General features: G+C 72.8%; 17 protein-coding genes and 1 riboswitch. Of the genes, 8 read left to right on the top strand and 9 right to left on the bottom strand.

What is annotated here, in order from left to right:
* Window positions 1-85: 85 nt before the first annotated feature.
* The 5 genes from SGA01_RS03925 (at window position 86) to SGA01_RS03905 (ending at window position 6,660) form a co-directional block, all read left to right on the top strand.
* Entirely contained in the window at window positions 86-1,825 is a 1,740-nt protein-coding gene (locus SGA01_RS03925; RefSeq protein WP_141293295.1) for a VanW family protein, read from the top strand.
* Window positions 1,826-1,963: 138 nt separating this feature from the next.
* Window positions 1,964-2,995 carry a serine hydrolase domain-containing protein gene (locus tag SGA01_RS03920; protein WP_141293293.1) on the top strand — a complete coding sequence of 344 codons (1,032 nt, stop codon included), beginning with the start codon at window positions 1,964-1,966 and terminating at the stop codon, window positions 2,993-2,995.
* 132 nt (window positions 2,996-3,127) lie between these two features.
* Window positions 3,128-3,772, top strand: a complete 645-nt coding sequence (locus SGA01_RS03915; RefSeq protein WP_141293291.1) for a GNAT family N-acetyltransferase — start codon at window positions 3,128-3,130, stop codon at window positions 3,770-3,772.
* Between the two features lie 74 nt (window positions 3,773-3,846).
* A complete protein-coding gene (locus tag SGA01_RS03910; protein ID WP_141293289.1) occupies window positions 3,847-5,292 on the top strand; it encodes a glyceraldehyde-3-phosphate dehydrogenase in 1,446 nt (481 codons plus the stop codon).
* A gap of 84 nt (window positions 5,293-5,376) precedes the next feature.
* A riboswitch (ZMP/ZTP riboswitch) is annotated at window positions 5,377-5,468 on the top strand.
* A gap of 34 nt (window positions 5,469-5,502) precedes the next feature.
* Entirely contained in the window at window positions 5,503-6,660 is a 1,158-nt protein-coding gene (locus SGA01_RS03905) for a phosphoribosylaminoimidazolecarboxamide formyltransferase (protein ID WP_141293287.1), read from the top strand.
* A 15-nt stretch (window positions 6,661-6,675) separates the two neighbouring features.
* Here SGA01_RS03905 and SGA01_RS03900 read toward each other — a convergent pair whose 3' ends face one another.
* A complete protein-coding gene (locus SGA01_RS03900; RefSeq protein ID WP_141293285.1) occupies window positions 6,676-8,373 on the bottom strand; it encodes a glycosyl hydrolase family 8 in 1,698 nt (565 codons plus the stop codon).
* A 115-nt stretch (window positions 8,374-8,488) separates the two neighbouring features.
* Complete coding sequence (locus tag SGA01_RS03895) at window positions 8,489-9,703, bottom strand: S8 family peptidase (RefSeq protein ID WP_141293283.1); 1,215 nt, start codon at window positions 9,701-9,703, stop codon at window positions 8,489-8,491.
* A 418-nt stretch (window positions 9,704-10,121) separates the two neighbouring features.
* Here SGA01_RS03895 and SGA01_RS03890 point away from each other — a divergent pair, with 418 nt between their 5' ends.
* The gene (locus tag SGA01_RS03890; protein ID WP_141293281.1) at window positions 10,122-10,595 is read left to right on the top strand and encodes a GreA/GreB family elongation factor; all 474 of its coding nucleotides are present in this window, start codon (window positions 10,122-10,124) and stop codon (window positions 10,593-10,595) included.
* A 211-nt stretch (window positions 10,596-10,806) separates the two neighbouring features.
* On the opposite strand, the gene SGA01_RS03885 is transcribed toward SGA01_RS03890, so the two are convergent.
* Genes SGA01_RS03885 through SGA01_RS03875 form a run of 3 tightly spaced genes read right to left on the bottom strand, consistent with a single transcriptional unit; the run spans window position 10,807 to window position 13,253 of the window.
* The gene (locus tag SGA01_RS03885) at window positions 10,807-11,442 is read right to left on the bottom strand and encodes a DUF1345 domain-containing protein (protein WP_141293279.1); all 636 of its coding nucleotides are present in this window, start codon (window positions 11,440-11,442) and stop codon (window positions 10,807-10,809) included.
* 3 nt (window positions 11,443-11,445) lie between these two features.
* On the bottom strand, window positions 11,446-12,261 hold the full coding sequence (locus SGA01_RS03880; RefSeq protein WP_141293277.1) for a family 1 encapsulin nanocompartment shell protein: 816 nt from the start codon (window positions 12,259-12,261) through the stop codon (window positions 11,446-11,448).
* Window positions 12,258-13,253 (bottom strand): Dyp-type peroxidase, encoded by a 996-nt coding sequence (locus SGA01_RS03875; RefSeq protein ID WP_141293275.1) that lies wholly within the window; start codon window positions 13,251-13,253, stop codon window positions 12,258-12,260. The genes SGA01_RS03880 and SGA01_RS03875 overlap by 4 nt, the downstream gene beginning before the upstream one ends.
* A gap of 285 nt (window positions 13,254-13,538) precedes the next feature.
* Between SGA01_RS03875 and SGA01_RS03870 the strand changes: the two genes are divergently transcribed.
* The gene (locus SGA01_RS03870; RefSeq protein ID WP_141293502.1) at window positions 13,539-15,809 is read left to right on the top strand and encodes an FdhF/YdeP family oxidoreductase; all 2,271 of its coding nucleotides are present in this window, start codon (window positions 13,539-13,541) and stop codon (window positions 15,807-15,809) included.
* On the opposite strand, the gene SGA01_RS03865 is transcribed toward SGA01_RS03870, so the two are convergent.
* From SGA01_RS03865 to SGA01_RS03860, 3 genes are all read right to left on the bottom strand, one after another.
* On the bottom strand, window positions 15,787-17,520 hold the full coding sequence (locus SGA01_RS03865; protein WP_141293504.1) for an FUSC family protein: 1,734 nt from the start codon (window positions 17,518-17,520) through the stop codon (window positions 15,787-15,789). The two genes, SGA01_RS03870 and SGA01_RS03865, sit on opposite strands and share 23 nt — an antisense overlap.
* Window positions 17,521-17,633: 113 nt before the next feature.
* The gene (locus SGA01_RS40840; protein ID WP_167533996.1) at window positions 17,634-17,789 is read right to left on the bottom strand and encodes a hypothetical protein; all 156 of its coding nucleotides are present in this window, start codon (window positions 17,787-17,789) and stop codon (window positions 17,634-17,636) included.
* 31 nt (window positions 17,790-17,820) lie between these two features.
* A complete protein-coding gene (locus SGA01_RS03860; protein WP_141293273.1) occupies window positions 17,821-19,152 on the bottom strand; it encodes a molybdopterin molybdotransferase MoeA in 1,332 nt (443 codons plus the stop codon).
* Window positions 19,153-19,564: 412 nt separating this feature from the next.
* Between SGA01_RS03860 and SGA01_RS03855 the strand changes: the two genes are divergently transcribed.
* Entirely contained in the window at window positions 19,565-20,011 is a 447-nt protein-coding gene (locus SGA01_RS03855) for a nitroreductase family deazaflavin-dependent oxidoreductase (RefSeq protein WP_055644989.1), read from the top strand.
* A gap of 210 nt (window positions 20,012-20,221) precedes the next feature.
* Here the strand turns inward: SGA01_RS03855 and SGA01_RS03850 are convergent, their stop codons facing one another.
* Window positions 20,222-20,647, bottom strand: coding sequence for a MarR family winged helix-turn-helix transcriptional regulator (locus SGA01_RS03850; RefSeq protein ID WP_229917924.1), 426 nt, complete (start codon window positions 20,645-20,647; stop codon window positions 20,222-20,224).
* Window positions 20,648-20,674: the final 27 nt, after the last annotated feature.

Genomic DNA, 20,674 nt, shown 5'->3' with positions numbered 1-20,674 from the left:
GGTCATCACTCCTTTATGTGCATTTGACACTCTTTCGGCGTACCGTCGTGGGGATCCCCCCATCCTCGATGCCCCGGGAGAGCGTGTGCCCCGCTCCAGGACCGACCATGCCCCGACGCCCCGTGAGGGGCGCAGTCCGCTCCTCCGGACGGCGGCGATCGCGACGGGTGTGGTCGCCGTCACCGTGGGCGGCCTGTACGTGGCGGGGCTCGTCACCGCCGGGGCCGACATATCCGCCGGCACCAGCGTCGCCGGTGTGGACGTGGGCGGCATGAGCCGCGCCGAGGCGCGGGCGAAGCTCGCGGCCGAGGCCCCGGCCGCCTGGAGCGCGCCGATACCCGTCCAGGTCGGCGACCGTGAGGCCACGGTCTCCCCCGCCGCCGCGGGCCTGACCGTGGACGTGGAGAAGACCGCCGAGCTGGCGGCCGACCCGTCCCGCGATCCCGTGACCGTCATCGGGCGCCTCTTCTCCTCGGGCGAGCGGGAGATCCAGCCGGTGTTCGCCTACGACGAGGCCAAGGCGAAGGCCGCCGTGGCCGAGCTGGCCAAGAAGAACGACCGGAAGGTCCGCGAGGGCTCCGTCGCCTTCCGCGGCGGCGAGGCCGTCGCCACCCGGGCGGTGACCGGCCAGAAGCTGGAGACCGACCGGGCCGTCGAGACCCTGCGCGCCGCCTACCCCGCCGCTTCGGGCGCCTCGGCCGTGACCCTCCCCGTCGCCCTCACCGAGCCGAAGCTGGACGACTCCGAGGTCACCCGCTTCCTCGACACGTACGCCAAGCCCGCCGTCTCCGGTCCCGTGACGCTCACCGCCGGTGCCGAGCGGCTGCGGATCTCCCCCGCGACCCTCGGCGACCACCTCTCCGTGAAGACCGAGAACGGCAGGCTCAGCGCCGCGCTCGACTCCGAGGCCCTCCTGCGCGACCCGGACGTCGCCCAGCCCCTCGCGGCCATGACGGGCGCCCCGGTCGAGGCGACCCTCGGGGTGCGGGACGGCAAGGTCGTCGTCGAGTCGGAGGGCAGGCCGGGGCAGGAGGTCACCGCGAAGGCGCTGGGCGACGCCGTGAGCCCGCTGCTCACCAAGGACGGCGCCGCGGCCCGTACGGCCACGGTGGCCACCAAGGTCACGCAGCCCGAGCTGACCGCCGACTCGCTGGCCCGCATCGGCATCACCGAGCAGATGTCGACCTTCACGGTGGACTTCCCCACCGCGCCCTACCGGACGACCAACATCGGCCGGGCCGCCGAGCTGATCAACGGCTCGCTCGTGCAGCCCGGCGAGGTCTGGAGCTTCAACGAGACGGTCGGCGAGCGCACCCCGGACAACGGCTTCGTGGACGGCACGATGATCCTCGACGGCCGGTACCAGTCCGCGCCGGGCGGCGGCGTCTCGGCCATGGCGACCACCGTCTTCAACGCGATGTTCTTCGCCGGGGTGAAGCCCGTCGAGTACGGCGCCCACTCCTTCTACATCGAGCGCTACCCGGCCGGCCGCGAGGCCACCGTCGCCTGGGGCAGCCTGGACCTGAAGTTCCGCAACGACTCGGGCAAGCCGATCTACATCAAGGCCGGCGCGACGGACTCCTCGGTCACCGTGAGCTTCCTCGGGACGAAGAAGTACGACTCCGTGGAGGCGGTGGCCGGTCCGCGCACCAACGAGACGGAGCCCGCGAAGCGCGAGGGCACCGGCGAGACCTGTGTGCCGCAGCCGCCCCTGGAGGGCTTCGACATCTCGGTGGACCGGGTCTTCAAGGACGGCGGCGCCGAGGTGAAGCGCGAGACCTTCACGACGCACTACACCCCGCGTGACGAGGTCACGTGCAAGTGAGGTCCTGGGACAGGAGCTGACGGAAGGGTGTCTTCCCCCACAGCCAGGGCATGACTCCGGAGCGCGGCCCGTCAGGGAGCGGACGGGTCCTGCCCGTCGGCCCCGGTCAGGCCCGCCCCGACCCGCCGGAGGCACGCCTTGGCCCAGCGCAGCGACCCCTTCGAGCGGCTCCTCGACGACGGCGTACGCGCGGGCGTGTACCCCGGCGCCGTGTGGGCCGTGGGCGACGCCCGTACCACCCTCTTCGAGGGGGCTGTCGGGGCGCTCGATCCCGCGCGACCGGGCGAGCCGATGCTCGGGGACACGCTCTTCGACGTCGCGAGCCTGACCAAGATCCTCGCGCTCTGGGCCGTGATCGGCACCCTCGTCGACGCGGGGAAGCTGGAGCCTGAGGCGCCGCTCGGCGCGTACTGGCCGGAGGCCGCGGGGCGGCCCCTCGCCGGCGTCACGGCCCTGAACCTCCTCACCCACACCGCGGGGCTGCCGCTGCGCGCCAACCTCCGTCCGCTGTACGGCTCCGACCCACAGGACGTCCGGGACGGGGTCCTCGCCGAGCCGCTGCGGCACCGGCCCGGGGAGGCCGTCGCCTACACCGACCGGGCGGCGCTGATCCTCGGCTACCTCGCCGAGCACCTCACACGCCGCTCGCTGACCCGGCTCGCGGAGGACCGGGTCTGGACGCCGCTCGGCATGACGGAGACGCGGTACGGGCCGCTGCCCGCCGAGGACGTGGAGCGGTGCGCGCCCACCGAGTACGACGAGGAGAGCGGCGCCCCGCTCCGGGGGACCGTGCACGACTTCTCGGCCCGGCTGCTCGGTGGCGCCTGCGGGATCGCCGGCGTCTTCACCACCGCCGGCGACGTCGGCCGGTTCCTGCGCCACCTCCTCGTCCCGGTGCCCGGCACCTTCTCCGCCGACTGGACGGCGGCCTCGCTGCGCGTCCGCACGGGCCCGCTGACCCCGCCGCGCGGGCTCTTCTGGCACCCGGCGCCAGGTACGGAGCCCGCGGACGACGTCTGGGCGCACTTCGGCTTCACCGGCACGGGCCTGTGGGTCTCGCCCGCGCGCGGGCGCTGGGCGGTGCTCCTCACGAACCGGCTGTACTTCACCCGGGACCCCGGTCCGCTGGCCCGGGTCCGCGAGGTCTTCCGGACGCTCGCGTTTCCCTGACCGGCCCCGACCGCCCTGACCAGCCCGTGAAACGCGAGTGCTCCCGCGCCCGGACTCTGCGATTCTGCTCCCCGCTCGGTGATCCGCTCGGTGATCACCGACGAACTCGACACGTACACGGGGTGCGGATCCATGGGTTTCACGCTGGAAGGGCCGGTTCTCGAGGGCGCGATCGTGCGTCTGGAGCCGCTGGGGCATCAGCACGCCGCCGGGCTCGCCGCGGCCGCCGAGGAGAGCCGGGACTCGTACGGCTTCACCTGGGTGCCGGGGCGGGACGAGATGGGGGCGTACGTCGACACACAGCTCGGCCGCGCCGCCCAGGGCATCCTCGCCCCGTACGCGCAGGTGGACGTGGCCACCGGGCGGGTGCTCGGCGCCACCTCCTTCTGGGATCCGCGTCTCTGGCCGTCCGGTGAGCGCCTGTGCGCGGTCGAGATCGGCTTCACCTGGCTCGCCGCCTCGGCCCAGGGCACGGGCGTGAACACCGAGGCCAAGTACCTGCTCTTCCGGCACGCCTTCGAGAGCTGGGACGTGGCGCGGGTGGACCTCAAGACGGACGCGCGCAACACCCGCTCCCGGGCGGCGATCGAGCGGGCGGGCGCGAGCTTCGAGGGCGTCCTGCGGAACTGGTCCCGCTCGTGGGCCCCGGGCGAGGACGGCCGGCTCCGCGACTCCGCCGTCTACTCGATCGTGGCCGAGGAGTGGCCCGCACGCCGGGCGGCCCTGGAGGAGCGACTGGCGCGCGTCCGCGAGGGCGCACCGCGGCCGAGCGTGTGATGCGCCACCCCTCTGAAGCACCGCGCAGACCTGGGGTTACCATATGAGCGCCGCCTAGCTCGAAAGATAAACTTGTGACTGTCAATGACGACTCGTTCACCAGCTGGAAGAACCGCGAGGAGATCGCGGAGTCGATGATCCCGATCATCGGGAAGCTGCACCGGGAGCAGGACGTCACCGTCCTGGTCCACAGCCGCTCCCTGGTGAACAAGTCGGTGGTCAGCATCCTCAAGACCCACCGCTTCGCCCGGCAGATCGACGGCGAGGAGCTCTCGGTCACCGAGACGCTGCCCTTCCTCCAGACGCTCACGACCCTCGACCTGGGCCCGTGCCAGATCGACATCGGCGTGCTGGCCGCGGACTACAAGACCGACGACCGCGGTCTCTCCGTGGCCGAGTTCACCGCCGAGGCCGTCGCCGGCGCCACCGGTGAGAACAAGATCGAGCGCCGCGACGGACGCGACGTCGTCCTCTACGGCTTCGGCCGCATCGGCCGCCTCGTCGCCCGCCTCCTCATCGAGAAGGCCGGCTCCGGCAACGGTCTGCGGCTGCGCGCGATCGTCGTCCGCGGCGGTGGCGAGCAGGACCTCGTGAAGCGCGCCTCGCTGCTGCGCCGCGACTCGATCCACGGCCAGTTCCAGGGCACGATCACGGTCGACGAGGCGAACAGCACGATCGTCGCCAACGGCAACACGATCAAGGTGATCTACGCCAACGACCCCTCCGAGGTCGACTACACGGCGTACGGCATCGAGAACGCCATCCTCATCGACAACACCGGCAAGTGGCGCGACCGCGAGGGCCTCTCCAAGCACCTGCGCCCCGGCATCGACAAGGTCGTCCTGACCGCGCCCGGTAAGGGTGACGTGCCGAACATCGTGCACGGCGTCAACCACGAGACGGTCAAGCCGGACGAGCAGATCATCTCCTGCGCCTCCTGCACCACGAACGCGATCGTCCCGCCGCTGAAGGCGATGGACGACGAGTACGGCGTGCTCCGCGGCCACGTCGAGACGGTTCACTCGTTCACGAACGACCAGAACCTGCTGGACAACTACCACAAGGCCGACCGTCGTGGCCGCTCGGCGCCGCTGAACATGGTGATCACCGAGACCGGTGCCGCCTCTGCCGTCGCCAAGGCGCTGCCGGACCTCAAGGCCCCCATCACCGGCAGCTCGATCCGCGTCCCCGTCCCGGACGTCTCGATCGCCATCCTGAGCCTGCGCCTGGGCCGCGAGACCACCCGCGACGAGGTCCTCGAGTACCTCCGCGACGTCTCGCTGCACTCGCCGCTGAAGCGCCAGATCGACTTCACCACGGCCCCCGACGCCGTCTCGATGGACTTCGTCGGCTCGCGCCACGCGTCGATCGTCGACGCCGGTGCGACCAAGGTCGACGGCGACAACGCGATCCTCTACCTGTGGTACGACAACGAGTTCGGCTACTCGTGCCAGGTCATCCGGGTCGTCCAGCACGTCTCCGGCGTGGAGTACCCGACCTTCCCGGCTCCGGCGGTCTGATCCCCCGGCACCGACAGCACGACGGCGCGCCGCACTTCCCGAACGGGAGGTGCGGCGCGCCGCGTTTCCGGCGGGCGGTAGCATCGTGCCCGCTGCGACTGGCGAAGGTGGATCACCACCGGGGAGCGGCAGTTGGTCGCTTTCCCGCGTGCGCGTCGACCGCCTGGGCGCCTGCGTCAGTGATGTCCCGCTGACCCAGGAGGTCCCCAGATGGAACTGCGTTACGGCATCAACCCCCAGCAGCTGGCGGCGGCCGCCGACCCGGTGGAGCCCGGGAGCTGGCCGATCCGGGTGGTGAACGGCAGCCCGTCCTACATCAACCTCCTCGACGCGCTGAACAGCTGGCAGCTGGTGCGGGACGCCGGCCGTGCCCTGGGCCGGCCGGCCGCCGCCTCCTTCAAGCACGTCTCCCCGGCCGGCGCGGCCGTGGCCGGGCCGGTCGACGAGGTGACCGCCGAGCTGTACGGCGTCGACCGCGACGGAGTCGGCGCGGTCACCAGCGCCTATCTGCGGGCCCGCGACGCCGATCCGAAGTCCTCGTACGGCGACTTCGCCGCCGTCTCGCACCCGGTCGACGCCGAGCTCGCCGAGCTGCTGACCCGGGTGGTCTGCGACGGTGTCATCGCCCCCGGTTACGCTCCCGGGACCGTCGAGACCCTCAGCCGGAAGAAGAGCGGCCGCTTCCTGGTCATGGAGGCCGACGAGACCTTCACCCCGCCGGGCCAGGAGGCCCGGGAGGTGTACGGCATGCGGCTGACCCAGCAGCGCGACGACGTGCCGCTCTCCCCCGCCCTCCTGGACGACCTCGTCTGCGGTGAGCTCACCGCCTCGGCCACGGAGGACCTGCTGCTCGGACTCGCGGTGCTGCGCTACACCCAGTCCAACTCGGTCTGTTACGTACGCAACGGAGCCACGCTCGGGATCGGCGCCGGGCAGCAGTCCCGGGTGGACTGCACCCGGCTGGCGGGCGCGAAGACCGACACGTGGTGGCTGCGCCGCCACCCCGCCGTCCGCGCGCTCGCCTTCCGGCCGGGCGTCCGCCGGCAGGACCGGATCAACTGGCAGATCCGGTTCGTCGAGGGCGACCTCACCCCGGACGAGCGCGAGCGCCTGTCCGGGGCCCTGTCCGCGCCCGCCCCCGACCTCACCGACGAGCAGCGCGCCGGGTGGCTCGCCGAGCTGACCGGGGTGGCGTTCGCCTCGGACGGTGCGCTGCCCTTCCGGGACAACGTCGACCACGCGCGCCGGCACGGCGTCACCGCCGTCGCCGAACCCGGCGGGTCGATCCGCTCGACCGACGTCGAGGACGCCTGCCGCGAGCACGGGATCACTCTCGCGCGCACCGGACTGAGGCTCTTCCACCACTGATCGGCGAGCCGACCTCTACGGGACCCAGTGGTTGCCCGAGGCCGTGATCATGACCTGGAGCTGGATGCTGGCCGAGAAGTAGCTGCTCGTGTCGACCGGGGTGGTCAGCATCTTGTTCCAGAGGGCGTCCAGCCAGGCCTGGCTGCCCGGGTCGGTCATGGCCGCCACGGCGAACGGCGCGAAGAACGCGGCCTCGCTGCCCGCCGATATCTGGGTGCCGTTGAGCTTGTAGCCGATGGCGATCTTGTTCGGGTCGCCACCGGTCTTCGTCTTGATCCAGCTGTTGAGCTTGCGCGCCGCCGCGAGCGACGTGGCGTCGCCGCTGGTCACCGCGTCGTCCGCGATGCGCCACGGCGTACGACACGCGTTCCACCAGTAGGCGCCGTCGTTCGGGTCCTCCAGGACCTGGCCGGGGGCGGGCTTGGGCGTGGTGTTCGTGTCGACGACGAAGTCGGGCAGCAGGCCGGTGCCGGAGGCGTACGTCGACTGGAGCCGCGAGATCTGGGTCTGGTGCGCGCTGCGCACGGCGTCCCAGGTCGTGTCGCCGGAGGCCGTACGGAAGGCGCGGAAGTGGTCGACCATCCAGTCCGAGGTGCGGGAGATGTAGTAGTACTGGTCGCCGGAGCTGCTCCAGTCGCCCAGCTTGAGGAGCTTGGTGGTCGGGTTGAGCTCGTCCTTCTTGATCGCGGCGATGTGCTTGAGCGCGAGGTCCTTGTAGTTGTAGGTGCCGGCGCTGCCCCACTGCTTGTCGGCGAGGAGCAGGCCGTAGGCCACGTCCATGTCGCCGTCGGTGGCGCCGTCACCGCCGTTGACGCTCTTGCAGGCGACGTCCTGTTCGGCCGCGAGGAGGTTCGGGTTGACCGAGGACGGGTGGTCGATCTTCCACTTCACGAGACCGTCGAAGATCTTCTTCGCGTCGGGGTCGGCGCCGGCCATCGTCGCGGTGACGACCATGCCGTACCCCTGCGCCTCGGCGACGTACGGGTGGTCGGCGTCCGGCGAGATGATCTGGTACCAGCCGTTGCCGCAGTTCTGCCGGACGAAGGCGGCCTTCCACTTGTTGTAGTACTCGACGACCTTCTGGTCGAGCACGGCCTGGGCGCCGGAGGGCTTCAGGGTCCCCGCCGCGTACGGCTTGAGGTGGCTGCCGAAGGGGACGGCCGGCCCGCCGGGGACGCCGCCGCCGCTCGGGGCGCCGTAGACCTCGAACTCCCAGAGGGAGTAGCCGTACGGAGTGCCGCGCGAGGTCCCGTGCATGCGGAGGTAACGGCCGCTGCCGGAGACCGTGAGGTCGTCGACGCCTCCGTCGCCGGTCGTGGTCGCGTAGACGTCGGTCCACGTGGTGCCGTCGGCCGAGGTCTGGATCCGGTACGCCTTGCCGTAGGCGGCCTCCCAGTTGAGCTTCACCCGGGAGACGGTGTGCGCCGCGCCGAGGTCGATCCTCACCCACTGGGGGTCGACGCCCTCCAGACTGGCCCAGCGCGTGGCGGTGTTGCCGTCCACCGCCCGGCCGGCCTCGAAGCCTGTGCCCTCGACGGACGAGGCCGTGACCGGCTTTCCGGCGGAGACCAGGCTGTCGGCGGCGGCCGCCGCCTCTCCCCGCTCCTGTGCGCGCGGCTGCGCCGGCGCCTGTGCCTGTGCCTGCGGGATCGACGTCAGGGGCAGCACCAGCAGTCCGGCGAGCCCGAGAAGCGAGACGCTTCGACGACGCATGACAACTCCCTTTCCTTCGCGGCTCATTCGTTAGGAAGTTTTCCTAACCATTGAGCCGCGAGGGTAGAGAGGGTCGGGGGTCCGCGCAAGACCCCCGACACCGGTCGTGTGCGTCCTACGGGACGAGCCGCAGCAGGCGGTTGGGCGAACCGCTGCCCGGGCTGGTCACCTTGTTCGGGGTCGAGCCGTTCACCAGAGCGGTCGCGACCTGCGCCGGAGTGGCGGAGGTGTGTCCCGCGAGGTAGACCGCGGCGGCTCCCGCGACGTGCGGGGTGGCCATCGAGGTGCCCGAGATCGTGTTGGTGGCCGTGTCGCTCGTGTGCCAGCCCGCGGTGATCGACACGCCGGGGGCGAAGAGGTCAAGCACCGAACCGTAGTTGGACCAGCTCGCCTTGGCGTCCGTGTTGCTCGTGGCGCCGACCGTGATGGCGGCGGCGACCCGGGCGGGCGACGAGGAGGACGCGTTGACGCCGGAGTTGCCCGCGGCGACGGCGTAGGTGACACCGTCCGCGATGGAGTTCTTCACCGCGTTGTCGAGGGCGGTGGAGGCGCCGCCCCCGAGGGACAGGTTGGCGACGGCCGGGGCCCCCGCCGTGTGGTGGGAGGTGACCCAGTCGATGCCCGCGATGACACCGGCGGTGGTGCCGGAGCCCGCGTTGTCGAGGACCCGGACGGCGACGATCTTCGCGGCCTTGGCCACGCCGTACGTCGAGCCCGCGATGGTGGTGGCGACGTGCGTGCCGTGGCCGTTGCCGTCCTGGGCGACGGTGTCGCCGTCGACCGCGTCGTAGCCGTTCACGGCCCGCCCGCCGAACTGCGCGTGCGAGATGCGCACGCCGGTGTCGATGACGTACGCGGTGACGCCGGCGCCCGCCGAGTCGGGGTACGTGTACGTGCCGCTCAGCGGCAGGTTGGCCTGGTCGATGCGGTCCAGGCCCCAGGGGGCGTTGGTCTGCGTGGCGTCGGCGCGGAAGACCTGGTTCTGCTCGACGGAGGCGACGGCGGGGTCGGCGGCGAGGCGGCGTGCCTCCGTCGCGTCGAGGGTGGCCGTGTAGCCGTTGATGGCGGAGCCGAAGGTCTTGCGGACCGTGCCGCCGTAACCGGATATCAGGTTCCGGCCCTTGGCGGAGGCGGCCTTGAAGCCCGCGCCCTGCTTCAGGGTGACGATGTAGCTGCCGGGCACCGCGTCGGCCGAATCGGCCGCGAGGACGACACCTTCGGCGGGGGCCGCCTGGGCGGGGACGGCGGCGAAGGTGCCGAGCAGGGCGGCCGCGGTCGCGGCGGAGACGGTCAGCGCGAACCGGGCCCTGGTGTGCTGAGGGAGTGCCATACGAGGGAGTCCTCCTCTTCGGCGTCGCGCCTCTTGTGGGGCGGCGCGACAGTGGGGGGCGCGTGTGGGTCACACGCACGGCCGGGAGCCGTGTGGGGCGCTCCGGGTGATCAGCAGACTGTCCGGTCTACGGGCGTAGCTCAAGGGAGTTGGGCGCTTGTCATGCATCTGCCACACTCTCGCAATCGAACTCCCGTCGAACCCGTGGAAAACGCCCACGGGCCCACCGGGAGGACACGCACCGAACCACCCCGGGGCGCCCACCCGAGCCGCCTCGCGGCGCACTCCGAACCACTCCGGGACGCACTCCGAACCGCCCGACGACCCTGGGCAAAATGCCCCGATTCGCCTGATACCTTCGGCTTGCCGTGACCGATCCGCGGCACACATCCGTGCCGCCCGCCCGAAGGGATCAGACATGACCGGTGGACCCGAGCCCCTCAGCGCCGTCGCCCGAGCGGCGTTCGAGCGCGAACTCGCCGACCTGCGCACCGAACGCGAGACGGTCGCCGTGACCTTGCGCGAGGGCGGCGGCGACCAGGTGGGCGACCGCGCCGACCAGGCCGACGAGCTGCAGCGCGTCACGGAGCTCCAGCGCCTGGACGCCCGTATCGCCGTGATCGAAGGGCGGCTGCGCGAGGGCGCCGTCGCCGGGCCGCCGAGCACCGACGAGGTCGGCGTCGGCAGCTCCGTGACCGTGCGGTTCGCGGACGCCACGGAGACGACCGTCCAGATCGGCGAGGTCGCCGAGGTCCTGGACGCGACCATGGTCACCGTCGACAGCCCGCTCGGCCGCGCGCTGCTCGGTCATCGCGCCGGCGACACCGTCACGTACGACACGCCCGAGGGCCCGACGACCGCGGTGGTGCTGTCGCTCGGCGACGCGTCATAACCCCGCGGCCCGAGCCGTCCCTGCCGACCGAACAGGCCCAACAGGCCCGGCTACCGGCCGCCCTCCTGGATGCGGCGGGCCGCCGCCGTCGAGCAGTGGGTGGCGCTGTTCCTTCGACTCCGAGCAGATCTCCAACGGCGTGGGGTGCACGAGCGAGGAGAGCCGCTACGTACGCGAGCCCTGGTGGCGCACCTGAACGGGCGCCGCCCGCTCAGCCCGTGACGATGCCGGTCACCAGGTTGATGGTGGTGGCCAGGATGCTGGCGCCGAAGACGTACGACAGCAGACAGTGCCGGAGGACGATCGCGCGGAGGGACGACGTCGAGACGTTCGTGTCGGAGACCTGGTAGGTCATGCCGAGGTTGAAGCTGAAGTACAGGAAGTCGCTGTACCGCGGCGGGTCGTGGGTGTTGAAGTCGATCCCGCCGCCGGGATGCAGGGCGTAGTAGTCGTACGCGTAGCGGGCGGCGTACATCAGGTGGAGCGCCGCCCAGGCCATGAAGACGCCGCAGAGGGCCGTCGCGGCGGCGGCGTGGCCCAGGTCCGAGTGGCCGACCATGAGCATCACGATGATGCCGACCAGGCCGCACACGGCGGTCCCGACGACGACGAGTTCCTCGAGGACGGGCCGGAACTCCTCCCGCCGGACGTTGCGATGGGTGGCGGCCGCGTCCATGGGCCAGAGCACGAGCCACCCCGCGACGACGAAGAGGGTCTCCGCCGTGGCGATGCCGGCGAGGATGCCCAGCGGCGTGTCCGAGAGCAGGCCGACGAGCGCACCGGTCGCCGCCCCGACGACCGCCGCTGCGACGAGTCGCGGGACGGCGTCGACCGGCCTGCGGTGCACGGGTCAGGTCTCCAGGACGACCACGGCTTCGTCCGTGTGGGCGAGGAAGGTCAGCGTCTCGTGGAAGTACAGGTCGATGCCGTGCGCGTCGTGACCCTCGTAGCCGATCGCCACGTCCTGGCCGAGCAGCAGCTCGAAGTCGCCTCCCCGGGTGGAGAGGACGAAGCCGCCGCTCAGGGCCGGTGCCCAGATCGGGGAGCCGTCGAGCATCCGGCCCAGGTGGGCGGCGATCGGGTAGCCGTGGTCGGAGGTCTCGCTGACCGCCCGGTACTCCTCGGCGCCGAGCAGCAGCGCGTACGGCCCGTCGACGCCGACGAGCCGCAGCGCCGTCAGGGCGCGGCTGACCGCGTCGGGGTACTCGCGCGGCTCGGCGGGCAGCCGCAGCACCGGGTTGGAGGACCGGAAGCGCAGTCCGTCGACACCGGCGGCACCGTACCCGTCGAAGATCGTCCGGTCCTCGACATACGCCATCGTGCGCGCCGCGTCCTTGACGGGCTGCCAGTCGGAGTCCTTGGAGCCGCGCTCGACATCGTCCACGGCGGCCCGGGAGACGGTGAACGGCACCCGCAGTTCCACGATCGGCCGTGCCTCGCGCAGCCGCGCCGAGACACCGGGAGCGGGCGGCTCGATCTCGGCGAGGTGGCCCACACCGACGGCGGCGAGCCCGGGGCCCGCCGGGTCGGGCACGTCGACGACGCGACGTCCTGCGACATGGCGCCGGAAGGTACGACGGGCCTCCTCCTCGATCTCCGCCCAGGCCGCGGGGGTGATCGGGGCGAGTTCTCGGTGCAGGTTGTTCGTCACGTCGGGAGTCGTCATGACGCGGGGGCTCCTTTCAGACTGCCGATGCCCAGGGAGTCCCCGGGGCTCGTGGCGGCCGCGGACGGGGCGGCCGGGAGGTCGTCGAGCAGGTCGGCGCTCGGCACGAAGAAGAGGCAGCCGGTGACGGCGCGGGAGAAGTCGAGGATGCGGTCCGTGTTGCCCGGGGGATCCCCGAGGAACATGTTGCGCAGCATCCGCTCGGTGACGTCGGGCGTGCGGGCGTAACCGATGAAGTACGTGCCCAGCTCGCCGCTGCCGACCCGCCCGAACGGCATGTTCTGGCGGAGGATCTGCCGCTCGGTGCCGTCGTCGTCGACGACGGTGGTGAGCGCGACGTGGGAGTCGGACGGCTTGACGCCGTCGGGCAGTTCGACGTTGGCCTGCTTGGTGCGGCCGATGACGTGCTCCTGCTCCTCGACGGTGAGAGAGTCCCAGGCCGTCATGTCGTGCACGTACTTCTGCACGACGACGTAGCTCCCGCCCCGGAAGTCCGGGTCCTCGTCGCCGATGTGCACCGCCTCGGCGGCGGCCGTGCCCGAGGGGTTCTCGCTGCCGTCGACGAATCCGAGCAGGTCGCGCTCGTCGAAGTAGGTGAAGCCGTGGACCTCGTCGACGACCGTCACCGCGTCGCCCAGCCGGTCCAGGATCAGCCGGGCCAGCTCGAAGCAGAGGTCCATGCGCCGGGCGCGCAGATGGAACAGCAGGTCGCCCGGGGTCGCCGGCGCACGGTGGCGGGGGCCGCGCAAGGCCGGGAAGGGGTGCAGGTCGCGCGGGCGCGGATCGCCGACGAGCCGGTCCCAGGCCTCCGACCCCACACCGGCGACGCAGCGGAGCCCCGATTCGGGGGACCGGAACCCCACCGAACGGGTCAGTCCCGACAGGTCCTGGAGGGCGTCCCGTACGACCGTCTCCCCACCGGGGGCCACGGTGGCCACCAGGAAGACGGCCGCCTGGGAGGAGGGTGTGAGGACGGGCTGCGCGACGACCATGGAACTCCCGCCGAAAGGGATGAACAGGGGCATACCGAAGCAGTGGGGCGGCGCCAGCGTATCCGCGCGCGGAGGGGTCCGCCCTGCCGGACGGGGCGCACGGGAGGGGCCCCGGAGGTCGAGTGGCAGGCCCTCCGCACCGGACCTAGCCTGCGGAAGAGAGCCGTGTCGCCTCCCCGTGCCCGCAGGCCGGAAGGGTGGAGAGTCGTGAATGCCGACAACGACGACCAGGAACGCCCGGAGCGCCAGGAGCACCCTGAACGACCGGAGCACCCGGAAGCCCGCGTGGGGCCCACGCCCCAGGGCGAACCGGAGTTCCGCCCGTACCACCACCCCGCGGCGGGCTGGGGCGCGGCGAAGAGCGTGACGCGTTTCCTCGTCGCCGAGCGCGCGCTGGTGGACGGACCCCGGGCGATCATGAAGATGAACCACGAGAACACCGGGTTCGACTGCCCCGGCTGCGCGTGGCCGGACGACACCAAGGGCCTCCACCTCGACATCTGCGAGAACGGCATCAAGCACGTCACCTGGGAGATGACGAGCAAGCGGGTCGGGCGCGAGTTCTTCGCCGCCCACTCGGTGACCGAGCTCGCCGGGTGGAGCGACTACGACCTGGAGAACCAGGGCCGGCTGACCGAGCCGATGGTCTACGACCCGGACACGGACCACTACGTACCGATCGGCTGGCAGGACGCCTTCGAGACGGTCGGCCGCACCCTGCGCGAGCTGGACAGCCCGCACCGGGCCGCCTTCTACACCTCCGGCCGGCTCGGCAACGAGGCCACGTTCCTGTACCAGCTGATGGCCCGCGAGCTCGGCACGAACAACCTGCCGGACTGCTCCAACATGTGCCACGAGGCGAGCGGCCGCGCCCTCCAGGCCTCGCTGGGCACGGGCAAGGGGACCGTCGACCTCAAGGACTGGGAGGCCGCCGACGCGCTGTTCATCCTCGGGGTCAACGCCGCCTCCAACGCGCCCCGGATGCTCACCGCCCTCGCCGAGGCGTACCACCGCGGTGCGCAGATCGTGCACGTCAACCCGCTGGTCGAGGCGGCCGCCACCCGCACGATCGTCCCCCACGACTTCCTCGACATGGCCCTCCTCAAGACGACGAGGACCAGCACGCTGAACCTCCAGCCGCGCATCGGCGGCGACATGGCGCTGCTGCGCGGCATGGCCAAGGCGATCCTGGAGCAGTCGGAGACCGATCCCAAGGCCCTGGACCGGGAGTTCATCGAGCGTCACACGTCCGGCTTCGACGAGTACCGCGCGGTCTGCGAGGCCGCGTCGTGGGAGCAGCTGGAGAAGCAGTCCGGGCTGAGCCGCGCCGAGATCCTCGCGGCGGCGCGGGTGTACGGGGAGGCCGACCGCTCGATCGTCAGCTGGTGTCTGGGCGTCACCCAGCACGAGCACGGCGTCGACACCGTACGGGAGATCGTCAACCTCCTTCTGCTGCGCGGCAATCTGGGGCGCGAGGGCGCGGGCCCCTCCCCCGTCCGCGGCCACAGCAACGTCCAGGGCAACCGCACCTGCGGCATCGACCACCGCCCCTCCGACGCGTTCCTCGACCGTCTCGCCGAGGCCTGCGGGATCGAGCCGCCCCGCGAGCACGGTCTGGACACCGTCCGGACGATCACGGCGATGCACGAGGGCGACGTCACGGTGTTCGTCGGCATGGGCGGCAACTTCGCCCTCGCGGCTCCGGACACCCCGTACACCTACGCCGCACTGGCCAACTGCGAGCTCACCGTGCAGGTGAGCACCAAGCTCAACCGCAGCCACATCGTCCACGGCCGACGGGCGCTGATCCTGCCGTGCCTGGGCCGGACCGAGAAGGACCACCAGCGCAAGGGGATCCAGAGCACCTCCGTCGAGGACTCGATGAGCATGGTCCACCTGTCCGTCGGCATGAAGCGCCCCGCCTCGCCGCACCTGCTCTCCGAGCCGGCCATCGTCGCGGGCATGGCGCGCGCGGCGCTGCCCGGGAGCGCGACGCCGTGGGAGTGGTACGTCGAGGACTACGACCGCATCCGCGACACGATGGCCCGCGCCCTCGACGGCTTCGAGGACTTCAACCGGCGGGTCCGGCTGCCCCTCGGCTTCCGCATCAAGCAGCCCGCCCGGGAACTGGTCTTCCTCACGCCGTCCGGGCGCGCCGAGTTCTCCGCGGCCGCACTGCCCGACGTCGTCCCCGCCCCCGGCACCCTGGCGCTGGGCACCATGCGGTCCCACGACCAGTGGAACACCACGATCTACTCCGACAACGACCGCTACCGGGGCATCAGGAACCTCCGCACGCTCGTCTTCATGAACCGGGCCGACATGCGCGAGCGCGGCATCCCCGACCTCGGGTCCGTCGACATCACGAGCACCGCGAAGGACGGCAGCAGGCGGTTCCTCCGCGGCTACGTCGCCGTCCCGTACGACATCCCCCGGGGCTGCGCCGCCGGCTACATGCCGGAGATGAACGTGCTGTGCGCGCTCGGCGACTACAGCACCCAGAGCGACCAGCCGATCATGAAGCACGTCAAGGTCACGATCGGTCCTGCGGCCTGACGAGCCGTTCGAGGAGCCGGTACGCGCGCTGCTCCGCGGCGGCCAGTTCGACGGGGTCCATCTCCGCGGGCCACAGTTCGCCCGCGGCGGCGTCGTCGGCCTCGCGCAGCTCGACCACGGCCGCCGCGAGCCGCGTCTGCACCAGCGGGGACGACGCCTGAACCCCCGCGGCCAGGGCGTGTTCCGCGGAGTCGGCGGCGTCCGTGCACGCGGCCAGCGCGCGCTGCGCCCGGACCGCCGCCCGGTCGTGGACCACGAGCAGCGCGCAGACCAGGGCGATGCCCATCCCGAGGACGCTGGCCAGCGCCCGGTCCCGGATGAGCACGTCGGTCGGGGAGTCGGCGGCCAGGTCGGTCATCAGCAGGGCGAGCGGGGTCAGGAAGACGACGCCGAGAGCGTAGTTGCGGGCCACCACGTACTCGAGCAGGAACTCCAGGAGCACGATCACCAGGACCAGCACCACGGGTTCGGGGCGCAGGGCCAGCACGCCGAGGGCGAGGGCCAGCCCGACGACCGTGCCGAGGGTGCGCTGGACGGCGCGCTGGGTCGCCGTGCGGACGTTGACCGAGTGCAGGACGGCGGCGGCGGACACGGCCGCCCAGTAGCCGTGGCCGAGGCCCAGCAGGAGGGCCGCGCCGCCCGCGAGACCGGTGCCGAGGACCATCCGCAGGGCGGGGACGAGCAGGACGGAGGCGTGCGCGGAGCGGCCGCCCGTCAGCAGGCGGGCGGCGCGGAGTCCGGCGGCGCGGGAGGTGGTGGGGTCGGGCGACTCCCGGTCGGGGACGGTGCCGTCCCGCGCCGGCGCGGACGGACGGACGGGTTCGGACGGAGGGGCGGGTTCGGACGGACTGGCGGGTTCGGACGGAGGGGCGACGTCTGGCAGGCGGGCGACGTCCGACAGGCGGGCGAGTTCAGGCAGGATCCGCAGCGCCCGCCGACGACGGCTCACGAGCAGGCGGACCTGGGCACGGAGGGCGCGGACCTGGCCGGTGGGGTCGTCGGGCGGGCGGCGGGCGCAGCCGATGAGCAGCGACCAGGCGAGGTCGGCGAGGCGCAGGCAGGTGCCGTCCCGGTCGCCGCGCACGGCATCGGCGGCCGTCGGGGGCACCCGGCCCAGGGTGCGGTACGCCTGGAGGACGGCGGCGGTCGCGCGGTGGCGCCGGAGCCCGCTCCCGTACGCCGCCGCTCCGGCGGCCTCCCGGCGGTCCGGGAGCTCCAGGAGGTCCGCGAGCTCGCGGAGCGCCGCGGCCACGGCGAGGCGCTCCGGCCGGTCCGGGTGGACGAACCGGCCGGACAGGGCGAGGACCCAGGCCACGGCCGCGCCCGACGCGGCCAGGAGGGTGTGGGGCAGGACGTCGGCCGTGGTCGAGGAGCCGTTGGCCGCCACGGCGAAGGAGAAGAGCAGCAGCACCGCTCCGAGGCCGCTCAGACGGGCCGCGTCGCAGGCGAACTTGGCGATCCCGGCCACGACGGCCGTCGCCGCGACCACCACGGCCGCGCCCGCGCCCCCGCCGGTCGGATCGGCCCACGCGGCGAGCGCCGAACCACCGCCCACGCACGCGGTCATGGCCACCGCGACCAGGGCGAGCACACGGGCCCGCCGCGCGTAGGGCAGGTTGCGGCCGAAGGTGGTGGTGAAGGACCCGAGCATGGCGTAGACGGCCTGGTCCGCCCGGCCGGCCAGGGCCATCGGCAGGGCGGGCAGCGCCATGGCGAGGGCGGCCCGCAGGGCGAAGGACAGGGCACCGTCCACGCTCTGCAGGGCGAGCGCCCCGCGCGGGGAGAGCGCGCTCCGCGCACGGGCCGCGGTACGCCCCAGGCCGTTCAGCACGCGCCGACCCGCTCCTCCGCACGGCCCGCGCCGCCGACGCCCACGGTGTCGCCGCCCCTCGCCGCGTACAGCTCGTCGGGGGAGGCCGGGGTTTCGCGCACGGAGAGGAGACGGATCGGGTCCTCGGCGGTGTCGGGGCAGTACGTCATCGGGGCTCCACGGCGGTGTCTCTTGCGGCGCTCACGGTCCCGGTACGTCCAGGACCTCGACGTGGGCCCCGGCCGGGACGCCGCCGGGCGGGACGACCGCGAGGCCGTCGGCGACCGCGAGCCCGCGCAGCATCGCCGGGCCGTCGAAGGGCAGCGGCACGATCCCGTGCGCCCCGCGCCGCACGGGGAGCAGCCGGGTGTCGTGCGGGTGCCCGGGCAGTGCCGAGGCGGTGGTCGTCCGGTGCGACTCGGGGTCCGGGTCCGCGTGGCCGCCGAGGCGGCGCAGCAGGGGTACGGCGAGGGTGACCGCTCCGGCGACGGCGGCCGGCGGGTCGCCGGGCAACCCGACCAGGAGGCGGGGCCGGCCGTCGGGGGACGGCGGCAGCTCGGCGAGCAGTATGGGGTGACCGGGCCGTACGGCGACGGAGTCGACCAGGAGCCGTGCGCCCGACTCCGCGAGAGCGGCGTGCAGACGGCCCGCCGGCCCGGCGGCCGTACGGCCGGTGGTGACGAGGACGTCGGCGGTGGAGTCCCGCAGGGCGTCCCGCAGCCGTCCGACGTCGTCCGCCACGCGACGGCGGCCGATCACCTCGGCGCCGTGGCGGGCCAGCCACGGCGCGAGGAGCGGGCCGAGCGCGTCCCGGGCGCGACCGTCGCGCGTCGGGCCGGACTCCGGCAACTCGTCGCCGAGGACGAGGAGTTCCACGCGGGGACGGCGGTGCACGGCGAGCCGGTCGTGGCCGGCGGCCGCGGCCAGGCCGACGACGGCCGGGGTCACGGCCGTCCCGGCGGGAAGCAGCATCTCCCCCGCACGACACTCCTGCCCCCGCGCTCGGACGTCACGGCCGGGGCCGGGCCCGCCGGCCCCCGGGCTTCCTGAGCGGTCGAGCAGCATGCCGTCGCCCGCCACCACCTCCCCGTACTCCCGGCGCAGTACGGCACCGGCTCCCACCGGCAGACGGGCGCCCGCGGCGAGGGCGACGGCGGTGCCGTGGTCCAGCGGTTCGGGCTGCCCGCCCGCCGGTACGCGACCGTCCCGCAGCCGCCACGGCCCGGGTCCGGCGACGGCCCAGCCGTCCCTGGCCGACGTGTCGAAGGGCGGCAGGTCGGTGAGGGCCGTCAGCGGTCCGGCGAGGGCGTGGCCGAGGGCCGCGTCGAGCTCGCGGGTGACGGCGGGCAGCGGCCGCCCGGCGCCGTCGTGGGCACGGGCGCGCGCCTCCTCCCACGCCACGGCGTGACGCGCCGGTCCGGCGTGGGTGGTCCGCTTCGGCGCAGTCGACCGTCCCGCGTCCGAGCCGAGCAGTCTTTCGAGGGCGAGTTCCCTGTCCAGTTCGGCCTCGACCGCAGCGATCCATTGGCGCATCCGATACATCCGGCTCCCCTTTCCCTCGGGTCCTGTCGCCATTCCTGCCGGCCGGCGAAACCGGAACAATCACTCGTCGATCGCCTTCGGCGCATTCCCTCGGGAGGTCGAGGAGGGATTCCCGACGGCGTCGTCGGCGGCGCCCATCCGACCACAGAACCCCTGGACACAGCCGTGCGACACATCGATCGGCCGAGCGACATCGAGGACCCGAGCGACGACCCGAAGGCCGGCCGGGCGAGCGGCACCCTAACGAGTACCGCGAGCCGCCGGCCGGCATCGGCGAAATGCCGGGCGACCCCGCGCCACTGCCCCCGCAGAAGGGGCGCGGACGGCAGGGCGTCGGATAGCGTCGTCAGGCGAGCGGGGCCGGTGTCCGGTACCGGCCCGCGGCGCGGACGAAAGGACAGTCATGCCTCTCGAAGGTGAGTACGAGCCCAGCCCGACGGCATGGGTGCGGAACCAGGTCGAGCTGTACGAGTCGTCCGGCGGCACGAAGGGCACCACGATGCGGGGCATGCCCGTGGTCCTGGTGACGAACGTCGGCGCGCGCAGCGGCAAGCTCCGCAAGACGCCGCTGATGCGGGTGGAGCACGAGGGCGCGTACGCGCTGGTGGCGTCGAACGGCGGGGCGGAGAAGCACCCCGTCTGGTACCACAACCTGGTCGCCACGCCCCTGGTCGAGCTGCGCGACGGCCCGCGGGTCTGGGACATGAAGGCCCGGCTGGTCACGGGCGAAGAGCGGCAGGCATGGTGGGAGCGGGCCGTCGAGGCCTTCGCCGACTACGCGGACTACCAGCGGAAGACGGACCGCGAGATCCCGCTCTTCGTGGTCGAGCCCGTGATCCAGGAGCCGTAGGGGTTCTGTCGGTGCGGCCACCGCTGACGTCGCTTCAGCCGAACGTCGGCGGCTGTCGGGAGACTTCCCCGCGAGGCAAGAGGCGTGAACGCGCCGGGCCTGGACCAGCAGCCCGAGGCCGACGACAGCGACACGGAGTCCGACGGCGAGGTGTGACCACCGGCCCCGGCCGTCGCACCGACGCTCCCGCCCCCGCGCGGTCGCCCGGCGTCAGCCGAGCGCCGCGCGGGCGCGGTTGAGGAGGTCGCGGAAGACGGTGCGCTCACGGGCGGTGAAGCCCGTGAGCATCTCGTCCTCCAGGTGCTGGACGGCCGGCGCGTGGAGGGCGAGCAGGGCGCGGCCGTCGTCGGTGAGGCTGATGACATGGCGCCGCCGGCTCGCCGGGTCCGGGGACCGGGCGATGAGGCCGCGCCGCTCCAGGGCGCCGACCAGGTCGGACATCGACTGGGGCGTGACGAAGGAGTTGCGGGCGAGCTCCGCCGAGGACATGCCGTCCCGGCGTTCGAGCACGGTCAGGGCCGTGTACTGGAGGGCGGTCACGCCCGAAGGCCTGAGCAGCTCGTCGAGCCGGGCCCGGGTGGCCAGTTCGACCTGTTTCACCGAGTACAGCAGAGACGGCGGAGCGGCGTCCGTCACATCCCCTCCCCTTCTCACCATCATCAG

Source organism: Streptomyces gardneri (assembly GCF_006539185.1).
Lineage (GTDB): Bacteria > Actinomycetota > Actinomycetes > Streptomycetales > Streptomycetaceae > Streptomyces > Streptomyces gardneri.
Note: the sequence above shows the minus strand (reverse complement) of the source record. Positions and strands in the feature narration are given on the sequence as shown.